Annotated in this window: 17 protein-coding genes; 3 read left to right on the forward strand and 14 right to left on the reverse strand. The window is 38.4% G+C overall.

Translation table 11 applies throughout. The annotated features are described in order from the left end of the window. Positions 1-8 precede the first annotated feature (8 nt). Together metG and OC533_RS07595 are read right to left on the reverse strand one after the other, a co-directional pair. Entirely contained in the window at positions 9-2,009 is a 2,001-nt protein-coding gene (gene metG / locus OC533_RS07590; RefSeq protein WP_255299986.1) for a methionine--tRNA ligase, read from the reverse strand. Positions 2,010-2,074: 65 nt separating this feature from the next. Continuing rightward, entirely contained in the window at positions 2,075-2,935 is an 861-nt protein-coding gene (locus OC533_RS07595; protein ID WP_003759937.1) for a GRP family sugar transporter, read from the reverse strand. A 276-nt stretch (positions 2,936-3,211) separates the two neighbouring features. Between OC533_RS07595 and OC533_RS07600 the strand changes: the two genes are divergently transcribed. Continuing rightward, positions 3,212-4,450, forward strand: a complete 1,239-nt coding sequence (locus tag OC533_RS07600) for a MucBP domain-containing protein (protein WP_194323780.1) — start codon at positions 3,212-3,214, stop codon at positions 4,448-4,450. Positions 4,451-4,510: 60 nt separating this feature from the next. Here OC533_RS07600 and OC533_RS07605 read toward each other — a convergent pair whose 3' ends face one another. Together OC533_RS07605 and OC533_RS07610 are read right to left on the reverse strand one after the other, a co-directional pair. Beyond that, positions 4,511-5,776 carry a DUF1254 domain-containing protein gene (locus tag OC533_RS07605; protein WP_262265255.1) on the reverse strand — a complete coding sequence of 422 codons (1,266 nt, stop codon included), beginning with the start codon at positions 5,774-5,776 and terminating at the stop codon, positions 4,511-4,513. 62 nt (positions 5,777-5,838) lie between these two features. Further along, a complete protein-coding gene (locus tag OC533_RS07610; RefSeq protein ID WP_003759931.1) occupies positions 5,839-6,696 on the reverse strand; it encodes a GRP family sugar transporter in 858 nt (285 codons plus the stop codon). A 114-nt stretch (positions 6,697-6,810) separates the two neighbouring features. On the opposite strand from OC533_RS07610, the gene OC533_RS07615 reads away from it, so the two are divergent. Continuing rightward, entirely contained in the window at positions 6,811-7,095 is a 285-nt protein-coding gene (locus OC533_RS07615; protein WP_003759929.1) for an AbrB/MazE/SpoVT family DNA-binding domain-containing protein, read from the forward strand. A 45-nt stretch (positions 7,096-7,140) separates the two neighbouring features. Here OC533_RS07615 and rsmI read toward each other — a convergent pair whose 3' ends face one another. From rsmI to holB, 6 genes are read right to left on the reverse strand one after another with little or no spacing between them, the layout of a single operon-like run. Then, positions 7,141-8,022: a 16S rRNA (cytidine(1402)-2'-O)-methyltransferase gene (gene rsmI, locus OC533_RS07620; RefSeq protein WP_003772523.1), complete on the reverse strand. Its 882-nt coding sequence runs from the start codon at positions 8,020-8,022 to the stop codon at positions 7,141-7,143. After that, positions 8,019-8,291 (reverse strand): GIY-YIG nuclease family protein, encoded by a 273-nt coding sequence (locus OC533_RS07625; RefSeq protein ID WP_003759922.1) that lies wholly within the window; start codon positions 8,289-8,291, stop codon positions 8,019-8,021. Before OC533_RS07625 ends, rsmI begins: the two co-directional genes overlap by 4 nt. Then, positions 8,275-9,027, reverse strand: coding sequence for a tRNA1(Val) (adenine(37)-N6)-methyltransferase (locus OC533_RS07630; protein ID WP_010990276.1), 753 nt, complete (start codon positions 9,025-9,027; stop codon positions 8,275-8,277). The genes OC533_RS07625 and OC533_RS07630 overlap by 17 nt, the downstream gene beginning before the upstream one ends. Positions 9,028-9,084: 57 nt before the next feature. Further along, positions 9,085-9,474 carry a DNA replication initiation control protein YabA gene (gene yabA, locus OC533_RS07635; protein WP_010990275.1) on the reverse strand — a complete coding sequence of 130 codons (390 nt, stop codon included), beginning with the start codon at positions 9,472-9,474 and terminating at the stop codon, positions 9,085-9,087. A 10-nt stretch (positions 9,475-9,484) separates the two neighbouring features. Next, positions 9,485-10,318 carry a stage 0 sporulation family protein gene (locus tag OC533_RS07640; protein ID WP_003772526.1) on the reverse strand — a complete coding sequence of 278 codons (834 nt, stop codon included), beginning with the start codon at positions 10,316-10,318 and terminating at the stop codon, positions 9,485-9,487. Positions 10,319-10,323: 5 nt separating this feature from the next. Beyond that, on the reverse strand, positions 10,324-11,316 hold the full coding sequence (gene holB / locus OC533_RS07645; RefSeq protein WP_070751981.1) for a DNA polymerase III subunit delta': 993 nt from the start codon (positions 11,314-11,316) through the stop codon (positions 10,324-10,326). Positions 11,317-11,529: 213 nt separating this feature from the next. On the opposite strand from holB, the gene OC533_RS07650 reads away from it, so the two are divergent. Continuing rightward, positions 11,530-12,366 (forward strand): STAS domain-containing protein, encoded by an 837-nt coding sequence (locus OC533_RS07650; RefSeq protein WP_160464723.1) that lies wholly within the window; start codon positions 11,530-11,532, stop codon positions 12,364-12,366. 48 nt (positions 12,367-12,414) lie between these two features. Here the strand turns inward: OC533_RS07650 and OC533_RS07655 are convergent, their stop codons facing one another. The 4 genes from OC533_RS07655 to OC533_RS07670 all read right to left on the reverse strand — a co-directional run bounded on the left by OC533_RS07655 (position 12,415) and on the right by OC533_RS07670 (position 19,101). Continuing rightward, positions 12,415-14,175, reverse strand: a complete 1,761-nt coding sequence (locus tag OC533_RS07655) for a SpaA isopeptide-forming pilin-related protein (RefSeq protein ID WP_194323782.1) — start codon at positions 14,173-14,175, stop codon at positions 12,415-12,417. 187 nt (positions 14,176-14,362) lie between these two features. Then, positions 14,363-16,408, reverse strand: a complete 2,046-nt coding sequence (locus OC533_RS07660; RefSeq protein ID WP_194330381.1) for a SpaA isopeptide-forming pilin-related protein — start codon at positions 16,406-16,408, stop codon at positions 14,363-14,365. A 210-nt stretch (positions 16,409-16,618) separates the two neighbouring features. After that, entirely contained in the window at positions 16,619-17,437 is an 819-nt protein-coding gene (locus tag OC533_RS07665) for a M55 family metallopeptidase (protein ID WP_185551023.1), read from the reverse strand. A gap of 14 nt (positions 17,438-17,451) precedes the next feature. Further along, positions 17,452-19,101 carry a peptide ABC transporter substrate-binding protein gene (locus OC533_RS07670; protein WP_003759898.1) on the reverse strand — a complete coding sequence of 550 codons (1,650 nt, stop codon included), beginning with the start codon at positions 19,099-19,101 and terminating at the stop codon, positions 17,452-17,454. Positions 19,102-19,116 lie beyond the last annotated feature (15 nt).

The following is a 19,116-nucleotide window of genomic DNA, read 5'->3' on the forward strand; positions in this document are numbered from 1 at the left end:
CGTTTTTATTATTTTACTTTTGCGCCATTTGGAAGTGCGCTATTTGCTTCAATTACGCTTAGTTTTCCATCTTTTTCTCCTGAGAGAATCATGCCTTCGCTCATTAGTCCGCGAAGTTTCACAGGTTTTAAGTTAGAAACAACGATAACTTTTTTGCCAATTAACTCTTCTGGTTGGTAGAATTCTGCAATACCTGAAAGAACTTGGCGTAGTTTACCTTCACCTAAGTCTAATTGGAAACAAAGAAGTTTATCTGCTTTTTTCACTTTGTCTACTTGTTTTACTTCCGCAACCCGAAGATCAATTTTGTCGAAATCTTCAATACCGATTTGCGGGGTTTCAAGTGCTTCAACTTCTGCAGTTTCTTCAGCAGGAGCTGGTGCAGAGCCTTTCATTTCATCTTGAATATAAGTAACTTCGACTTCTGCATCGAGTCTTGGGAAAATCGGCGTACCTTTTTTCACTACCGTTGTACCTTCTGGAATTTCGCCGTAGCCATAGATACTATCCCATTTCTTCAAGTTTTCTTCTTGTAAGCCAAGTTGTAAGAAGATTTCACCTGGAGTTCTTGTTAGGAATGGTTGAAGTAAAACTGCGATGATACGTAAGTTTTCAGCTAAATGCGTCATTACGCTCGCTAGTTCTGTACGCTTATCTTCCTCTTTAGCTAGTGCCCATGGAGCAGTTTCATCAATATATTTATTTGTACGAGAAATTAGTGACCATAGTTGGTTTAATGCTACTGAAAACTGCATATGGTCCATACTACCTTCGTATTCTTTCACGACGTTATTTTTGAAATCTACTAATGTTTGATCGAATTCTGTTACATTACCTTGATAAGCTGGAATTTCACCATCAAAGTATTTATTAATCATTGCAACTGTACGATTAAGTAAGTTTCCTAAGTCATTAGCAAGATCATAGTTTACGCGGTCAACAAAGTCTTCCGGCGTAAATAAACCATCTGAACCAAATGGAACTTCACGTAATAAATAGTAACGAAGCGCGTCTAGGCCGTAGCGGTCAATCAACATATAAGGATCTACTACGTTACCTTTGGATTTCGACATTTTACCGTCTTTCATCAAAATCCAGCCATGACCGAATACCATTTTTGGAAGTGGTAAATCTAGTGCCATCAACATAATTGGCCAATAAATCGTATGGAAACGAACAATTTCTTTCCCAACAATTTGCACATCAGCTGGCCAGTATTTTTGGAATTTCGTATCATTGTCGGTGTTGTACCCAAGCGCAGTAATATAGTTAGAAAGCGCATCAATCCACACATAAACAACATGTTTTGGATTGCCAGGAACTTTAATACCCCAATCAAAAGTGGTTCTAGATACAGCTAAGTCCTCTAAGCCAGGCTTGATGAAATTGTTAATCATTTCATTTTTTCTGGATTCAGGTAGTATAAATTCTGGGTGCGAATTATAATATTCTACTAAACGATCCGCGTATTTACTCATACGGAAAAAGTAGGATTCTTCTTTCACAAGCTCGACTTCATTACCACTTGGAGCTTTTCCGCCGATTACTTTACCATTTTCATCTTTGTATACTTCTTCTAATTGTGTTTCTGTAAAGTATTCTTCATCAGAAACAGAGTACCAACCTTCGTATTCACCTAAGTAAATGTCGCCTTGCTCTAAAAGTTGTTCAAAGATTTTTTCTACGGATGTTTTATGACGGTCTTGTGTTGTACGAATAAAATCAGTATTAGAAATTTCTAGTTTTTTCCAAAGTTCTTGGAAACCTTCTGCAATTTCATCCACGTATTCTTGTTCAGAAATCCCGCGTTCTTTTGCTTTTGCTTGGATTTTCTGACCGTGTTCATCTGTTCCAGTTAAGTAAAACACATCATATCCTTTTAAGCGTTTATAACGAGCCATCGCGTCCCCCGCAACAGTCGTATAAGCATGTCCGATATGCGCTTTTCCGCTTGGATAATAGATTGGTGTTGTAATATAAAACGTATTTTTCTCTTCAGGCAACACAATTCCCTCCTTAAAAATAAAACAATTAGTATCATTATATCATTTTTCGCGCTAAACGAAATAATTAATTAAGCGCCTTTTGCGACGCCGATTAAAATCCCGCCGAGAACGACTAAAACTACGCCCACAATAACATAAAGCATTTCTTTTTGGGTTTTCTTTTCTTTTAATAGTACAATGCCGCCAATAGTTGAGATGACAACACCTAACTGCGAAAGTGAAAAACCAGTCGCGACTCCGACAAGTTGGTTTGCGTGTACCATCGCTACATTTCCTGCTGCCCAAATCATTCCCGGTATAATGAGCAACAATGTACGTTTATTAAAGCGTTTTTCCGTGCCACCACTATGCGTCATAATTAAGGCACTTAAAACCATTCCAATCGCTTGCGGTAAAATCGCATTAATTCCGTCGATTTTAAACCCTTGAATGAGAACGACTAACCCTACATACCCTAAAGATGAAATAACTAATGTAATTAAGCCTTGTTTTAAAGCGTTAGTTCCATCTTCTTCTTTTTCCGCATAGGAAGTTAGGAAAATCCCTCCAACGATAAGCGCAAGTGCGATAAATCCAAGAATAATGCGTAACGTCGTATCCCATTCATGAAATAGAATAACGCCGCAAAGTGTTGTTCCAACTAATTGCATTCCGGTTGAAATCGGCATCGCTTTTGAAACGCCGATGATTTTAAAAGCGCGCAATTGGAACATCTGTCCGACAGTCCATAAACACCCTGTTATAAAACTAATTCCTACTGTTTTAAGTGTATAAACCGGGTCAGTAAAGAAGAAAACGATTACTGCAAAAGTGAGCGCCCCTAGCGTCATCCCCATTGTTTGTTGTCGTGTCGAACCGCCAAATTTTGTAATAATTAGCGGAACTGTTCCCCAAAGTAATGCAGGAATCAGCGCAATCATAATGTTCAAATCGTTTTCCTCCTTGTTTGCCGTTTAATTTAGTTTTCAATTACTTCATTATAGCGGAAATAACAGGAAGATGATAGAGGTTTTCGGAGTAAAAGTATTTAATAGAGCTAATCGCCAAAGTTTAAATGAACGTTTTATATTTTTATGATTCTCATTAGCCACTATTTCGACAAAGTATCCCGCGTTATACTACCACTAGTACACTTGTACTCCAAAATCTAGTGCTACAATTAAATTGTATTAAATTTCAACATCAGGAAAGAGGTTATTTAAACAATGTTTACTAAGAAAAAAACTATTGCTAGCCTTATCATTTTAAGCACTCTGGCTGGCCAAATAGCACTTACGCCCGTTTCTGCACTTGCTGATACTCGTGATACAAATGATATTTCATTACTACAAAATACCAATGAGAATTTTCCATATAAATATACATCAACTATTACATTTCCAGATTTAACGAATCAAACCAAAGAAGACTATAAACTGGAAATAAAATTAGCTCTACCAACCGGCATGAACTATACGGATTTACAAGTTTCTGTTGGTGGGGAAGATATTACAAATCAAGTAGGGACAACTAGCTTTGACAGTTCCACTAATACCGTTACTTTTAAATTCGACAAAGTAACAAGTTGGGACAATTTATCCAAAGCAAAAGTAAAATTCGACTGGAAAACCTCTTATTCAGGTGAAGGCGGAGAAGCCAAAATCGATTCCTTAATTGCGACTGCCACTATTACAAGTCAAGACAAGGCTGGTAACAAGTCAACCTCTACTGGCTCTTTAAAACCAAAAGATATTAATGCTCCTGTTGTTAAAGCTGATAAAACTGAAATCACGTACAGCCCCGGAAGCAGTGTTACGGAAGAACAATTTTTAACGGATATTAATGCTAGTGTTACTGATAATTACGACTCCACCGTTAGCCTCTCAAGCGATTTTACTTCCTCTGTTAATTTAGCAGTTAGTGGCGATTATTCCGTCAATGTTCAAGCAACCGATAAGGCTGGCAACGTTTCAAATGTAGTAAACGTTACAGTTCACGTAGCAACTCCTGCTCCAGTAGCCGGGGCAAACATCACAGTGAATTATCTTGATAGCGATGGTAATAAAATCGCAGAATCAGATACATTAACTGGAGTTCTCAATAGTAATTACCAATCAACAAGCAAGAAAATTGCTGGTTATACTTTAGAAACCACACCTACAAATGCAACTGGTACTTTCACTGATACTGAACAAACAATTGACTATATTTATAAAAAAGCTGCCGTTATACCAACACCTATTACGGTTGATCCCGTTAAATCAGTTGACTCTGTTAATCCAGATAACCCGGCAGCTCATAATCCGGTCACTGTAAAACCAGCTAGTTCTAGTCATTCAATAGAAAAAACAACCTATAACTCTTTACCAAAAACTGGTGATACTGATCAAAGTACATCATCCACTATCTTCGGAGCTCTACTTCTTTTAATTAGCGCCCCTTTACTATTATTTAAAAAGAAATAAAAAAAGCTAAGTATGTTACTATCTGAAATCGATAGTTTCATACTTAGCTTTTTTCGTTTATTAAAGGACTTCAAGTGGTGGTAAGAATACTTTTCCTTCTAATACTTCTTTTTTCGGAACATAGAGTCGGAAGTTTAGTGAGAATCCTTTGCCAGCTTTACTTGACAGCCAATTACCAGGATCAACATCTGCTGGTTTTTCTGCTGCAATATAAAGTGATAGGCTTCCGTCCTCATTTGTCTTAGGACCAGTATAGTCATTGATACTGAATTTGTTTAGTTTATTTGGAATAACATGATAGTCTGGAACGCCGTAGAGTGTAACGGACCAGAAAGCTTCTGCAAGGCCATTTGGAAGTTGATCTTTCGGGAAATGGATTTTGTATACTTTATCCCCACTTAAAAGTTCGCCGTCCGTACCTTGTTGCCCGATGAAATATAAAGCTTCTTGGATGGAGTTCGCCCAGATACCTCCGTAATTAATAATCGCTCGTGCTAAAATGTCGTTTTCGAAGGCGCCTGCCACATAAGTAACTGACCATCCGCCTTTTTGCGTTCCGAAACCTTTTGCCCCGTCAGTAAAATAAGGAATGGCTTCTTTTACAATGAGGTTTCTTACTTCTGCTTTTTGCTCGTCGCCAAGCTCAATATAAGCTGCAACTTGTCTTGCTTTATCTTGGAATTCAGCCGCTTTTGGCATTTTATCTGGATACGTTGCTAGAAGTTCTTCTAAATTGGAATAAATTTCTTCTAATAAAAAGTCTGCATTAGTGAAATGTGGAATCTCAAGTGGTTCTTTGATTTTTATATTATCTGGTGCGTCGAATTTGAATGCTTTTTGAAGTTTTACTGCGCCTTCAGGATCGTCTTTTTGTTCTACGCGAAGGAGTACTTTTACTTTCTCTGATGGTAATTCGATTTTTACAGCGTCACTTGGAACGGAAGGATTTGTTCCTTTTTTAACGAAAGCAAATTTTCCGTATGGATGATCTGGGTAGTTACGTTCATTGATATTTGTTACCACTTCGCCCCAGCCGTCTAAAAGTTGCACAGTATAGTAGCGATTTTTAATTTCTGGTACTTCTAAAATAACAGCATTATCGTCATCTACAGCGATCCAAGCTTCTGAATAAACCACATCAAAGTTAGGATTCACAAAATTCGCATCTGCTGGAGCTACCGAATTATGCTTAAGTGTGTTATATGGAATTTTATCTTCTTTCGTATCAAAATTTTCTTGACGTAAAACGAGATACCGCGACAATAAATAAACATAAGATTCTTTTACAAGCTCACCATTTACTTCTAATTTCGCATTCATTTTCACCATAACCACCTTTAATTTAGATTAATTTAAGTATAGCATTTTATCAAACCGGAAGCTTGGTCTTAGCTTTTAGCAATTCCTATCATCGTACCACCGATAATAACTAAGATAACCCCGATAATGACCAGAATAAGTTCTTTCTTGGTTTTTTTCTCTCCAAGGAAAAGGATTCCTCCAATGGTCGAAATTACAACACCCATTTGTGAAAGTGAAAAACCTGTAGCGATCCCAACCAATTTGTTTGAGAAAAGTAGAGCCAAGTTACCAGTAGCCCACATCACCCCTGGAATCATATTTAACCATGTTTGCTTTGTAAAACGTTTTTCTTCGGACTTGATGGAAAATAATAATCCTGCGACTACCATCCCGATTGCTTGAGGTAAAATCGCGTCCCATCCACTAATATCAAACCAACGAGTGATAACGACATATCCTACATAACCTACTGATGAAATAAGTAAAGTGACAATTCCTTTTTTCATATTTTGGCCGGAATTTTCGTCTTTATGTTGTTGATAACTCGTTAAAAATATCCCGATAATAATAAGTGCTAACGCGGAAAAACCTAGGATTAGCTTCGATGTTGTTCCCCACTCATGGAAAGCAAAAACACCAAACAGTGAGGTACCGACTAACTGCATTCCTGTTGAAAGTGGCATTGTTTTAGAAACGCCCACTTGCGTAAAGGCCCGGAACTGATTCATTTGCCCTAAGCTCCAAAATGCCCCGGAAATAAAACTAGCAATAATGATTGTTGCTGTATATTCTGGATTTGTAAAAATAAAAACGCCGATTGCGAAAGCTAGTGCCCCGAATGTTGTACCAATAATTTGTTGCCTCGGTTTACCGCCAATTTTCGAAACAACTAACGGCATAATCCCCCACATCACTGCCGGAATTAATGCGATAACTATGTTCATTTTTTATTCCCCCTAATTCTTCTGCTTAAGGTCTATACCCTTTTCACCTCGAATTCATTCCTATTATATTGATAATCTGTTAAAATGAATTAAAATTATCAAGAAGGTGAGAAAATGAAATCAACTGGAATGGTAAGAAAAATCGATGAGTTGGGTCGTGTCGTTATCCCGATTGAAATCAGACGCACAATGAATTTAAACGTTAAAGACCCTCTAGAAATTTTTACTGATGAAGATGCAATTGTATTAAAAAAATATTCGGCTGGCTTGGTTTGTGATGTTACTGGAGAGTTTTCTGTTGATAATAAAAAATTTGTGGATGGTAAACTGACTCTTAGTAAAGAAGGCGCTGCGGAGTTAATGGAAGAAATCAAACGTCGCTTTGGAGATACGATTTAAAAAAATCATGCGAGAGATCTAGAACAAGATCTCTCGCATGATTTTTTATTTTATTTCATGATAAGCAGCGTAGACTTCGCGCTTTGGTAAATTTCTCGCTTTCATAACGGTTTTAATGGCATCTTTAGAACTAATATTTTCTTGTTCCATCACGGTACTTACATGTGTTTTAATATCCAATTCCTGCCACCAAAGTAGTTCTTCCTCTAAAGGCGGGTTCGCATTTCCTTCAATAATAATACAAAATTCCCCGCGAACTTCTTCGTCGGTTGCCCAGTTAAGCGCATCTTCAACCGTTCCTCGTAAAAATTCTTCAAAACGTTTGGTAAGCTCACGACATAAAACCATTTTCCGGTCATTTCCAGTGATTTTAATAATCGCTTTTAACGTTTCTTTTAAACGATGTGGTGATTCATATAAAATCCAAGTTTCCTCGCGCGCTGCTAGTTTTTCAATTGCCTGCGTGCGCTCTTTATTTTGGCGAGGAAGGAAACCATAAAAATAAAACGGCTGGGGCGCTAAACCTGAAGCAATCAAGGCGGTTAAAGCAGCGTTCGCGCCCGGTAATGGAATGACTGGAATATTTGCATTTAGCGCATTTTGGACTAGTTCATAACCTGGATCAGAAATAGAAGGCATGCCCGCATCACTAACCAGCGCAACCACTTCACCGTCTAACATCCGCTGAATAATATTATCTTCTTTATTCTCTTTCGTAAACTGATGGTAACTCGTCATTCGGGTCGTAATTTCAAAATGATTTAATAGTTTCACGGTGTTTCGCGTGTCTTCCGCTGCAATAATATCTGCTTCTTTTAGCATTCGGATTGCGCGGAATGTCATATCTTCTAAATTCCCTATTGGTGTTGGGACTAAGTATAGCGCCCCTTGAATGTCTCCGCTAAAACTTTTTTGGCTCTGTATCACTTCGACTCCTCCTCCCGTTCGCTTAAGTAGCTGTCTTTATTTTTGCGCGATAATTTTTTGAAAGCCGCTTCAGCTTTAGTGGCTTCACTTCTCGTTTCAAATTTTTCAAAATGAATGACTTTTACTGGGCGGCGTGTTTTAGTGTATTTGCATCTAATTCCCGCATTGTGCTCGGCTTCTCGGCGCGTTACATCCGTCGTATAGCCACCATAATAAGAATTATCGCTACATTTTAATACGTAAAAGAAATGTTCATTCGCTTTCGCCATATAAAATCTCCTTAATAACCGGGGTATACTCACCTAGCTCATCGTACACGATAACAGGGGGGACATACTTCACGCCCGGCTTCCCGTCCTTGATGCCTTCTACGAGAACCGTGTTTGCTTCTCGGTCAATTCGCGGATGGACAAACTGGATGCGTTTCGGTTCTAAGCGGTATTTTCGCATTAAATCAATAATATCTAGTAAGCGCTCTGGCCTGTGAACAAAATTCGCTTTACCACCTTGTTTTAAAAGACTTGCGGCAACTCGAATTGTATCTTCTAGCGTGCACATAATTTCGTGACGGGCGATACGATAATGTTCGTTTTCGTTTTTCAAGCTTGTAGATGGGGTTGCAAAATACGGTGGATTGCACGTAACAATATCTGCGCGCTCTTTTGGAATTAAATCGGTAATATGGTTCAAATCGTATTCGATTATTTCGATTTGGTCTTCCAGTTGATTATAAGCAACACTTCTTTTCGCCATGTCTGCAAGTCGCTCTTGAATTTCAACGCCAACTATTTGCGCTTTTGTTCGCGTACTAAGTAGTAAAGGAATAATACCATTTCCGCTACATAAATCAATTATTTTCCCTTTACGGATTGGTAAATAACTAAATTTCGCGAGGAGAACCGCGTCTATCGAGAAAGAAAATACCGATGGACTTTGAATAATCCGCAAATTTTCTGCTAGTAAATAATCGAGCCTTTCATCGCCTATTAATTTGAGTTTTTCCAAATGATTCACCTTTTCTAGCAAAAAGCCCTTCTCCTGAATCGAGAAAGGCCCGTCATGTTATTTTTTGTTAAGCAAGGATAGGCAAAATAAACAATCTTCATCATTGCCACGCGGACTGCCGAAATGTACATTACAAACGTGAAATCCTTCCTTGTAAAGTTGGACAAGATTATCATAACCTTCCCCGAGTTCAATCATTTGTTGCATTGCTTCTTTGCGATTCGGCGCCATCACTCCATGAACTGCCTCTTCTTCGGCCACTGGTTCAGGAGCCACTTCATCCGTCAAAGAAAGTCTGCGTCGTAAATGCTCATTCTCAAGGTTTAACCGGTTATTCTCTTCCAACATTTCGCCTAAGTTTGTCTTTAGATCTCCAAGTTGCTGATACAATTCGCCAATTTGCTCCTCCATATTGCTGACTGAGTCAAAAATAGCTTTTTTATCCAATTTTTTCACCTCAAGACTTTGCCGGTTGTTTTAGAAATTCGTTATATGGACGTAACTCATCCAATTCGTATTCTATAACCGTCTCTTCTTCGGGCAAACTCACTTGTAGGATTCTAGACAGCAAGTTGATTCCCGAAACACGTGCTTCTACGCCTTCTGGAGTTTTTACTTTTACACCAACATCTGGCATTTCACGTTTTGCTTGCTCATATTCATCATTCTCGTATTTCAAACAACACATTAAGCGTCCACATAAACCAGAGATTTTCGTTGGATTAAGGGACAAGTTTTGGTCTTTAGCCATTTTGATAGACACTGGTTCGAAGTCGCCTAGGAAAGTGGAACAGCAAAGCATACGACCACATGGGCCAATTCCGCCAAGCAATTTCGCTTCATCACGAACGCCGATTTGGCGCAGTTCGATGCGAGTCCGGAAAACAGACGCTAAATCTTTCACGAGTTCCCGAAAATCAACGCGACCTTCCGCAGTAAAGTAAAAAATAATTTTGTTTCGATCAAACGTGTAATCCACATCCACCAAGCTCATATCTAATTCACGCTCACGGATTTTTTCATCACACAGTAAAAAGGCTTTCTGACAAGAGTCGCCATTTTCAGCGACACATTTATAATCTGCTTCTGTTGCAACACGAAGTACTTTTTTTAGCGGTAAAACAACATCTTCTTCGTCCACATAGCGCGGCTCAATGACCGTTTTCCCAAATTCGATACCTTGTGCATTTTCAACGATGACACCTTGGTTTTCTGTGATTTCCAGATCTCCAGGTGAGAAATAATATATTTTACCAACGTCTTTAAAACGGACGCCTACAATTTTAAGCATGGCGATTACCTCCCTTGGATTTCAAGAACTAACTGCTCCATTAGAAGTTGCGTGTTCATATTGGAATCCAGTTTTGATTTCGCAGCGAGAATCTTCTCGATTTCCCCTGTGGTTTCGGACAGTGACTTACGTAGCGCATCTTGTCCGAGCATTTCTTTTTGCGCAGTGCAAATAGGTTCGTAGTTCTCATCAAGCGTAAGATGCAGCCTATCGCGGTAAAGCAGTAACAATAATTCGAGTCCAAGCGCCATCTTATCTTTCTCTTTAAATAGTGGCATCCATGATTCTTGAATGATAATTAATGGGCTCGTTCCTTGATGGTGTATTCCTTCGTATAACTTGATGACAACATTTCTTGCATCACTAAACCAGTCACCCTCTTCAAACGTCTTCGCTTCTTCTACGCTACCAGTAATACTAGCATAAATCCGCGCTTTTTGTTCGGAAATGTCCGCTGCCGTTAGTGAAGCTACAAGACTATCAAAAGTTAGTGATTTAAACGTGACAGGTTGCAGTCTTGATTGAATTGTTGGCAAAATTTGCCCAGGATTTGTCGTTAAAAATAGTAATAACAAACCGCCTTCTGGTTCTTCTATAAATTTCAGCAGACTATTGGCTGATTGCACAGTCATTTTTTCTGCATCGTAAATGATAACTACTTTTTGATCTGATTCCATCCCGCGTTTACTTAATTCTTGCTTAAGCGCGCGAACCTGATCTATTTTAATACTAGCTCCATCTGGCTCTAGCAAATGAACATCCGGATGATTATGACTCGCTATTCTCATGCAATTGGCACACTCGCCACAAGCAAGGTTGGTTTCAGTCCGCTCCAAACAAAAAAGACTCTGAGCTAACCAAAGTGCTGTGCGTTTCTTGCCTGTACCTCTTGACCCTTCTAATAAATAGCCGTGAGATAATCGGTTTTCGCGGACACTTTTTGAAAAAATCTTCATGACCACTGGTTGCATCATTGTAAGTTCATCCTGTAATCCCACAAAAAACTTCCTTTCTATCCATATTGTAATATTATACCATGACAAGGCTTAAATAGCTTCGGAATTTTAACAAAAAAATAACGACTGATTTGTTAAATAATATTACATTTTCAATAAATTAACTTTTTTTCCAAAATATAAATGGACAGTACACCTTTTTGGGCATAGAATAAAAGAAAAGTATTATACTTAGACTTAAAGGGGTTGTCTGGTATGAATGAAGCGAATGGAAGTATGGAACTTTATTTAAGGGCCCATACAGAAGAAATTATTAACAACTGGCTTTCGAAAATTTATGAAAATGAAAATACGTATACGAGTTTCGTTTATTCCCCGCGATATAAAGATGAACTTCGCGCAGATAGCGAGCAAACAGCCGACCTAATCATTTCTTATTTCACAGGTAAAAAGGCTTTCTTTCTGAAACTTGATAAATGGCTTGATAACATGTACGCGCGTCGTATGGAAAATGAAGTTCCTTTGCCTGAAGTAATTACTACCCTAGATAAACTACGCCGTGAATTTGTTTCGGCAGTTAACGATTTTTGCATCCATAATGATGAGGTTTCTAAATGTGATTTTTCTTCCAGCTTAGCGATGGTTAATCACGGGTTTGACCGAATCAATGAAGCTTTTTCTGCAATGTATTATAACGATATTGTGAAACATTTAGAACAACAGCATCGTTTAATTGAGGAAATTAGCACTCCGGTTATTTCTATAACTGACAAATTGGCGATACTTCCTTTAATGGGAGGAATTGACCGTGAAAGAGCAGATAAATTAACTGAAATTACTTCTAAGAAATGCGTTCAACTGGGTGTTGAGCAACTTTGTATTGATTTATCAGGAATAACTTACTTTGACGATGCACTTGGAGACATGCTAAATAATTTAGTAACTGTTCTCAAGCTTCTAGGTGTCGAGGCGTTCATCTCTGGCATTCAACCAAAAATGGCGCAGCAAATAAATCGAGTGGATTTAAATATATCAATTCCAGCTTATCACTCATTAAAAGCTGTTTTACAAGATCAAACTCGGACAATATAAGAAAAGGAACCGAAAGCGACTATCTCTGTGCTTTTGGTTCCTTTTTTGTTATTTTCTTCTAAATGCAATTAATCCAGCGGTAGAAAGCGCTACGAGCAGGATTCCGAAGCCGCTAGCAAATGAAGTGTCACCTGTTTTTGGTAATATTGTTGGTTGCTCATCTGAACTTACTATTTTATCTGGTACTACTGGTGTTTTTGGCACAGTAGGTTTTTCCGGAATATCAGGTTTACTTGGAATTATAGGTTTTTCTGGAACTACAGGTATTTCAGGTTCTTTCGTGTTTTCTTTTGTAACAGTTAAATTAAGTTGTGCTTCACTAATAGTAAAGTTAATCGGGGTGGCATCAAGGATATAGCCAACCGGTGCTTTTGTTTCTACAAGTCGATAATCCCCAAGTGCAAGATCTGTGATATTTAGCTTTCCAGCGTTATCCGTGATTAAATTCGAGCGCAACGTATTACCGGCTTTATCTTGTAATTCAAATTCAGCGCCTGCTAAAGTTGCTTTTGTTTCACTATCTTCTTTTACGAGTGAAACAGATCCTTTAATTGCCTTATTTTCTTTTGAAACAAATATAGCTTGGTGGGTGGCATCGATTGTAAATTCTACTGGTGACGCATCTAATACGTATCCCGCGGGTGCTTTTGTTTCGATTAATTGATATGTGTCGTACTTCAAGCTTGTGATAGCTAGTTTTCCATCGGTACCAGTTGCAAGGTTTTCTTGCATTACTGTTCCTGCTGAGTTGACTAATTTAAATTCGGCACCTGCTAGAGGGTTTCTCTCCGCGGTATCATCTGTTTTAGTTAATTCTACAGAACCGGTTGTTCCTTCTCCGCCGCCGCTACCGCCAGATGTCGGGGTCGCCACTTCGATTTCTTGGGTAACATAGTTGTCGCCAGTTAGTTGCCCTTTATTTGTATAACTAGGGGAGGCTCCGTTATCTGTGGAGGTAGTATAGTAAGAAATTTTTACAGAATCTGTTAAATTCCCTAGGTTTACTTTAAAACCATCTGTTGTTTGAATGATGTCTGAGGACGGGACTGCAGCTCCTGGGGTGAAATTATCATCAGGGTCAAACTCGCCGTGTACTGCTTGGATAGAATTAAAATCAATTACTTGTTTAGGTCCAACAAAATCTTCATAAACAGCATTTTGAATGTTTTCTTTGGCATAATTAACTCGAACTACCCACTGGATAAGTTCCGGGTTTTTGGCATTAGCCCAGCCATATTTGTATAAAGTTTCGGTTGGATCGATTTGATTTTTCCCGCCGACTTCTACGGTAATAGTTTCTGTAGTGCCATTTACTGGAAATACTAATGGAACTTTTTCGTTTCCTTCAACTAAAGATTTATCCCAGTTACTCCAAAAATCAAGATAACCGCTAACGTCTGAGTTTTTTTCTACAAAGTCTGTAAAAGTAATGACTACTTTGCCGGTGTCTTTAGTTGCGACTACATTTCCCACTACATTGCCTTTATGGTCTTTCAATGAAAAATCTAAATCTGTTACTATTTGTAGTTCTGGAGGTAATACAAATTGCATTGTATCCCCTGCCTTCACATTACTCGAATTAGGGATTGCCCAAGTATAATGAACTTGAACACTATCATAATAACCAAAATCAGTTGTTGGATTACCATCTGCATCTAACAATTCAACTGATTGCAAAAAACTAGAGCCATAGTCAGTTGCTGCTTTAACAAAGTTAGTTTGAAATAAAACATTTGCAAGTAAGATAACGCTAAGAAGTGCTAAACCTATTTTCTTTAGATTACGTTTTAAAATGACGCGCTCTTTCATAAAAACCATCCTTTTCAAATTAATCCCAATAAAATATTCTTACTAATTCATTGTGAGTATACCGTAAAATTTATCTCGATTGACGTTTTTTCGGAAAAATTCCACCTATTTGTGAACATTTTGTGAACTTTAGTAATAATTATTGACCTAAAAAGAAGACCTAGATGATTTATCTAGGTCTTCTTTTTTATTTTCGTTTTATAAGAAAACCGCTTATTGACAGGGCTAGAAGAATCATTCCCAATCCCGCCCAGTTTTGTGTATCGCCTGTTTTTGGTAACTTTTCAGCTGCGGATATTTTGTATAATTTTAGACTTTCTTCACTTTTTTCTGATTGCACTGGCTTTTCAGGGATAATTGGTACTTTTGGTTCAATAGGCACTGGTGACGTTGGTATAAGCGGTGTTGGAGGGGGTGTAGTTTCCGCTTTATTTTCTTTGGTTACTTTAACGACTTGATTGTTTTCTCCAGAGAGAATTTCGAACACGACGGGACTAGCATCAAGTTCATAACCAATTGGCGCATTAGTTTCTACAAACTGGTACGTGCCTGGGACTAAATCAGTGACTTTTAACACGCCATTCTCATCTGTTGTTAAGCCTGTTTGCAAAGTCTTTCCGTCTTTATCTTGTAATTCGAATGTGGCTCCTGCAAGCAGGGCTTTTGTTGCGGCATCTACTTTAGTAAGTTCTACTGCGCCGACTTCCAAGATGTTTTCTTTTGTTACTTTTACTATTTGATCTGTTTTATCTGCAATAATTTCAAATGGAACGGGACTGCTGTCTAATATATAGCCGGTAGGTGCACTTGTTTCGACAAATTGGTAATTGCCAGGCACTAGGTCAGTTACCTTTAAAATACCATTTTCATCTGTTTTTAAGTCTGTTTGAAGAACGCTGCCGTCTTTATCTTGCAATTCGAATGTGGCTCCTGCAAGTGTGGCTTTTGTCGCGGCATCTACTTTAGTAAGTTCTACCGCACCAGTGTTCAGGGTATTTTCTTTTGTTACCGTAATTTCTTTATTATTTTCGCCAATTGTAAATTCTACTGGCGTGCTATCCAGTTTATAGCCTGTCGGGGCTTTTGTTTCGATTAATTGGTAGGTAGCGAATTTGAGGTTAGAAACGTTTAATTGGCCGCTTGCATCTGTTGTGATATTTTCTTGTAAAATAGTACCATTTGCATCGACTAATTTAAATTCTGCCCCTTCAAGGGTTGCTTTCGTTTTCGCATCTTGTTTTGTTAGTGTAACCGAACCTGTTGTGCCGTCCGCTCCACCTCCACCACCGGATGCTGGGGTCCAAGTAGACGTTTGTTTCGTTACAAAATCCTCGCCCGCTAACTTAGCAGTGTTGTCATATTGAGTAGACTTCCCGCCATCTGTCGCAGTTGTTGTATATGAAATTTGTACCGAGTCCGTTAAATTTCCCAATGTTACTCTAAAACCATCACTTGTCTTAGAAAAATTGGTATTTGAAATCGGCGTGCCTGCTGTAAATACGCGATCAGTTGAATAGGTTCCGTGAAAAGCTTTGATAGAGTCAAAATTCAACGTCTGCTTTGCACCGATAATATCAGTAAAAACGGCATTAGGAATGTTATTTTGAGCATAGTTTACGCGGACAACCCAATGAATTAAACTCGGATTGTTAGCATCAACCCAGCCATATTTGAAAATCGTTTCTGTTGGACTAACAGGTGTTTTTTCACCAACATTGACGTCTACATTAATTGTGCTATTTTCAATTGGAAATTCTAAATTAATTTTTTCGTTCCCAGTAATCACTTTTTGATTAAATGTAGTCCAAAAATCAAGTTCACCTTTAATATCTGAATGTTTTTCAACATAATCACTAAATACGACTGTTACTTGGTTAGTTGCTCGTTTTACAGTAGCTGTTCCGACTGTTTGGCCTTTACTGTCTTTCACGTCAAAAGCAAGATCTGTCGCAAGTGCTAACTGGCTTGGTAATGTGAAATCCATTGAGTCGCCTGCTTTTACATTTGTTGAGTTAGGAATCGACCAAGTGTAGTGCACATTCATATTATCGTAATAGCCAAAATCCGTTTTAGGCGTACCATCTTTATCTAAAAGTTCTACTGTATTTAAAAACTCAGATCCGTAACTCGTTGCTGCTTTTACAATGGTCGTTTGGAAAATCGTGCTAGCTATGATCAAAACACTTAGAAACGCTAACCCTACTCTTTTTAAAAGATTTCCGTTTTTACTCATTACAAATTCATCCTTTACAATTGAAGTTTTGTTATTATCAAATATCATATGACAATAGAGTAACTCCAATCTACCTCACTTTCCGGAAGTATCGCACTATAATTAACAACTTTATGGAGATTTAGTGACAGTTTGAGGAGGCGATTTGTAAGATTGTAATTAATTAAACAACAAAGCCGAAACTCCTCTATAGAAAGTTTCGGCTTTGTTTTATGAAAAGGCGCACTTCATAGCAAGCTCCGTCATTGCAACCATCGCTTGGTACGCTTCTAATATATCTTCCGCTTCGAACACAACGGTAGTTTCATCAATGATTTTAGTTTTCGGGACAAGTGCTGCCCACTCCGCTTGACCGTAATTACAGAACTCTATTTTTAATACTGTTTTTTCTGGTGGTACAAGTACAGCGGCTTGTTTATGTTTTAAAGCAAGCGCCACTTTTTCGCGGATGATTTTCTCTGCTTTTGACTTTGAGAAAGCTACTGCGGACGAACGGGATACCGCTTCTTTTACAACAGCTGTCTCAATTCCAGGTATAAGCTCTTTCGCCTCACGAGCAATATAATCATCGCCAGAAACGAGAATGACCGGGACTCCGTAAGCTCCCGCAACATATGCATTTAAGCCAAATTCGCCAATTACCACGTCATTAATATAAAAATTACGAACGCCTGAGGTCATCGAGTGGCTCATTACGCCTGGTTGACCAGCACGCGAATGATAACCAATAAAAACAGCCGCATCCGCGCTTGAATCTAAGCCTTGCACCATCGAAAAAGGTTTTACGTCACCAGTGATGAGTCTTGCTTCTTCATGTAAATCTTCTATCAATATATTATTCATTTTTGAATGACTATCATTCACGATAATATCATCATATCCTGCTTTTAAAGCTTCTTCTACTACCCAGTTAGTTTCTTCTGTCATTATTTTTTGTCCTCTAGTATAATTTCGCATACTAGAATCAACAAAAGTATCATCAGGAAGGCCATTTATCCCTTCCATATCTACGGAAATCCAAAGTTTCATTTTGCTCTCTCCTTTTATTCTACGTAAGCACCTTTATAGGAAAAGCTTGTTCCAAAATTATGGTGAACGATTCCTTTTACAGTATCTTTTTTCAAATTACATACTGCAGTTTGATAGAGCGGAATCATGGCTGCATCGGTTTCTATTAGTAATTTTTCGGCATCAATAAAGGTTTCCCAGCGTTCTTCTGGTTTAGTTGTGAGTGTTGTTGAAGTTGCGTTTATCATTTTATCGTAATCGGCGCTTGAATATCCGCTCGCATTATATGTGTTTCCCGTTGTGTAGTTTCCTAGGAATGTAAGTGGATCTTGGAAATCGGGACCCCAGTTTGATAAAACGATTTCGTATTTTTGCTCACGTGTTAATTGCAATAAGTTCTTTTTAGGGACGGTTTTCAAGTTTACTTTTAAGCCTGGTAATGCGGATTCTAGTTGACTTTGTAGGTACTCGCCGACTTTTTTGCTTGATTCTAAATCAGAGTTAAGCAGTTCTACAGTCACTTCACCGCCACCGAGTTCTTGTTTTGCTTTATCAAAATAGCTTTTCGCCTCAGCTTTGTCTTGCTTCATGTAGTCGCCACTTTCTTTCCGGAAATCTTCGCCAGTTTCTGGATTCGTGACAAATTTTTCTGGAACATAGCCATAAATCGCTTTTGAGCCATCAGCCAAGATTTTCTTCGTAAGCGATTCTTTATCTACTGCAAGGGAAAGTGCTTTTCTTAAGTTTTCGTTAGCTAAAGGTGTTTTCTTCCCATCCAGTTCTTGATTTAGTTTTAGGTGAGTCACGTAGGCATCTAGCTCAGAGTGGTAGTCTTTGTCGTTGCTTTTTTGTGAAGCGTAGTCGCCAGAAAGTGTTGCTACATCAAGTTTTCCAGTGTCGTATAGATTTACTGCTGTGTTCGGAGCTTTTACTACGCTCACTTCGATTTTGTCGGATTTCACGTTCTTTTTATCCCAGTACTCGGGATTTTTTTCTAAAGTCCAAGCTTTTTCTGTGTTTGTCCAGCCTTTCATAACAAAAGGACCGTTGTAAATCATGTTTTCACTGCTCTGCGCGTATTTATCGCCTTGCTCTTTTACATAATCTTCATTTTGAGGGTAAAAGGAGTTGAATGCTAGAAGCGAAGTGAAATAAGGTACTGGTTGTTCTAATTGAATTTCAATTGTGTAGTCATCAAGGGCTTTAAATCCTAGTTCGTCCACGCTTTTCTTACCATTTACAACATCGGTTCCGTTTTTAACGGTCCCATCAAGCAGGAAAGAATACTGGGCGGCGGTGTCTGGATTTGCTAGTTTTTTCCAAGCGAAAATGAAATCATTTGCAGTGACTTTCGTGCCGTTTGACCATTTGGCATCGTCGCGCAGTTTGATTGTATATGTTTTTTGGTCCTCACTTAACTTCGGCATATCTTTTGCAATTGCCGGAACTGCTTGGTCTTTGTCGTTTAAAGTATAAAGACCTTCGAAGACTTGGCCTTGTTCAGTGAAACTTGGAACGTCTTGCGATAAAGTTGAGTCCATGGAAGAAACTTCAGCGTTTTCCATGATTTTCAGTGTCTTTTTGCCTTGTGATTTGCTCGCTTCGTCTTTATTTCCCCCGCATGCCATTAAAAAGGTTGAGATAGATAGAATCATAATACAAACTAACGCTAATCTTTTTTTCATTTTAGTTCCCCCTAT

This window comes from Listeria sp. Marseille-Q6474, assembly GCF_946902005.1.
Lineage (GTDB): Bacteria > Bacillota > Bacilli > Lactobacillales > Listeriaceae > Listeria > Listeria innocua.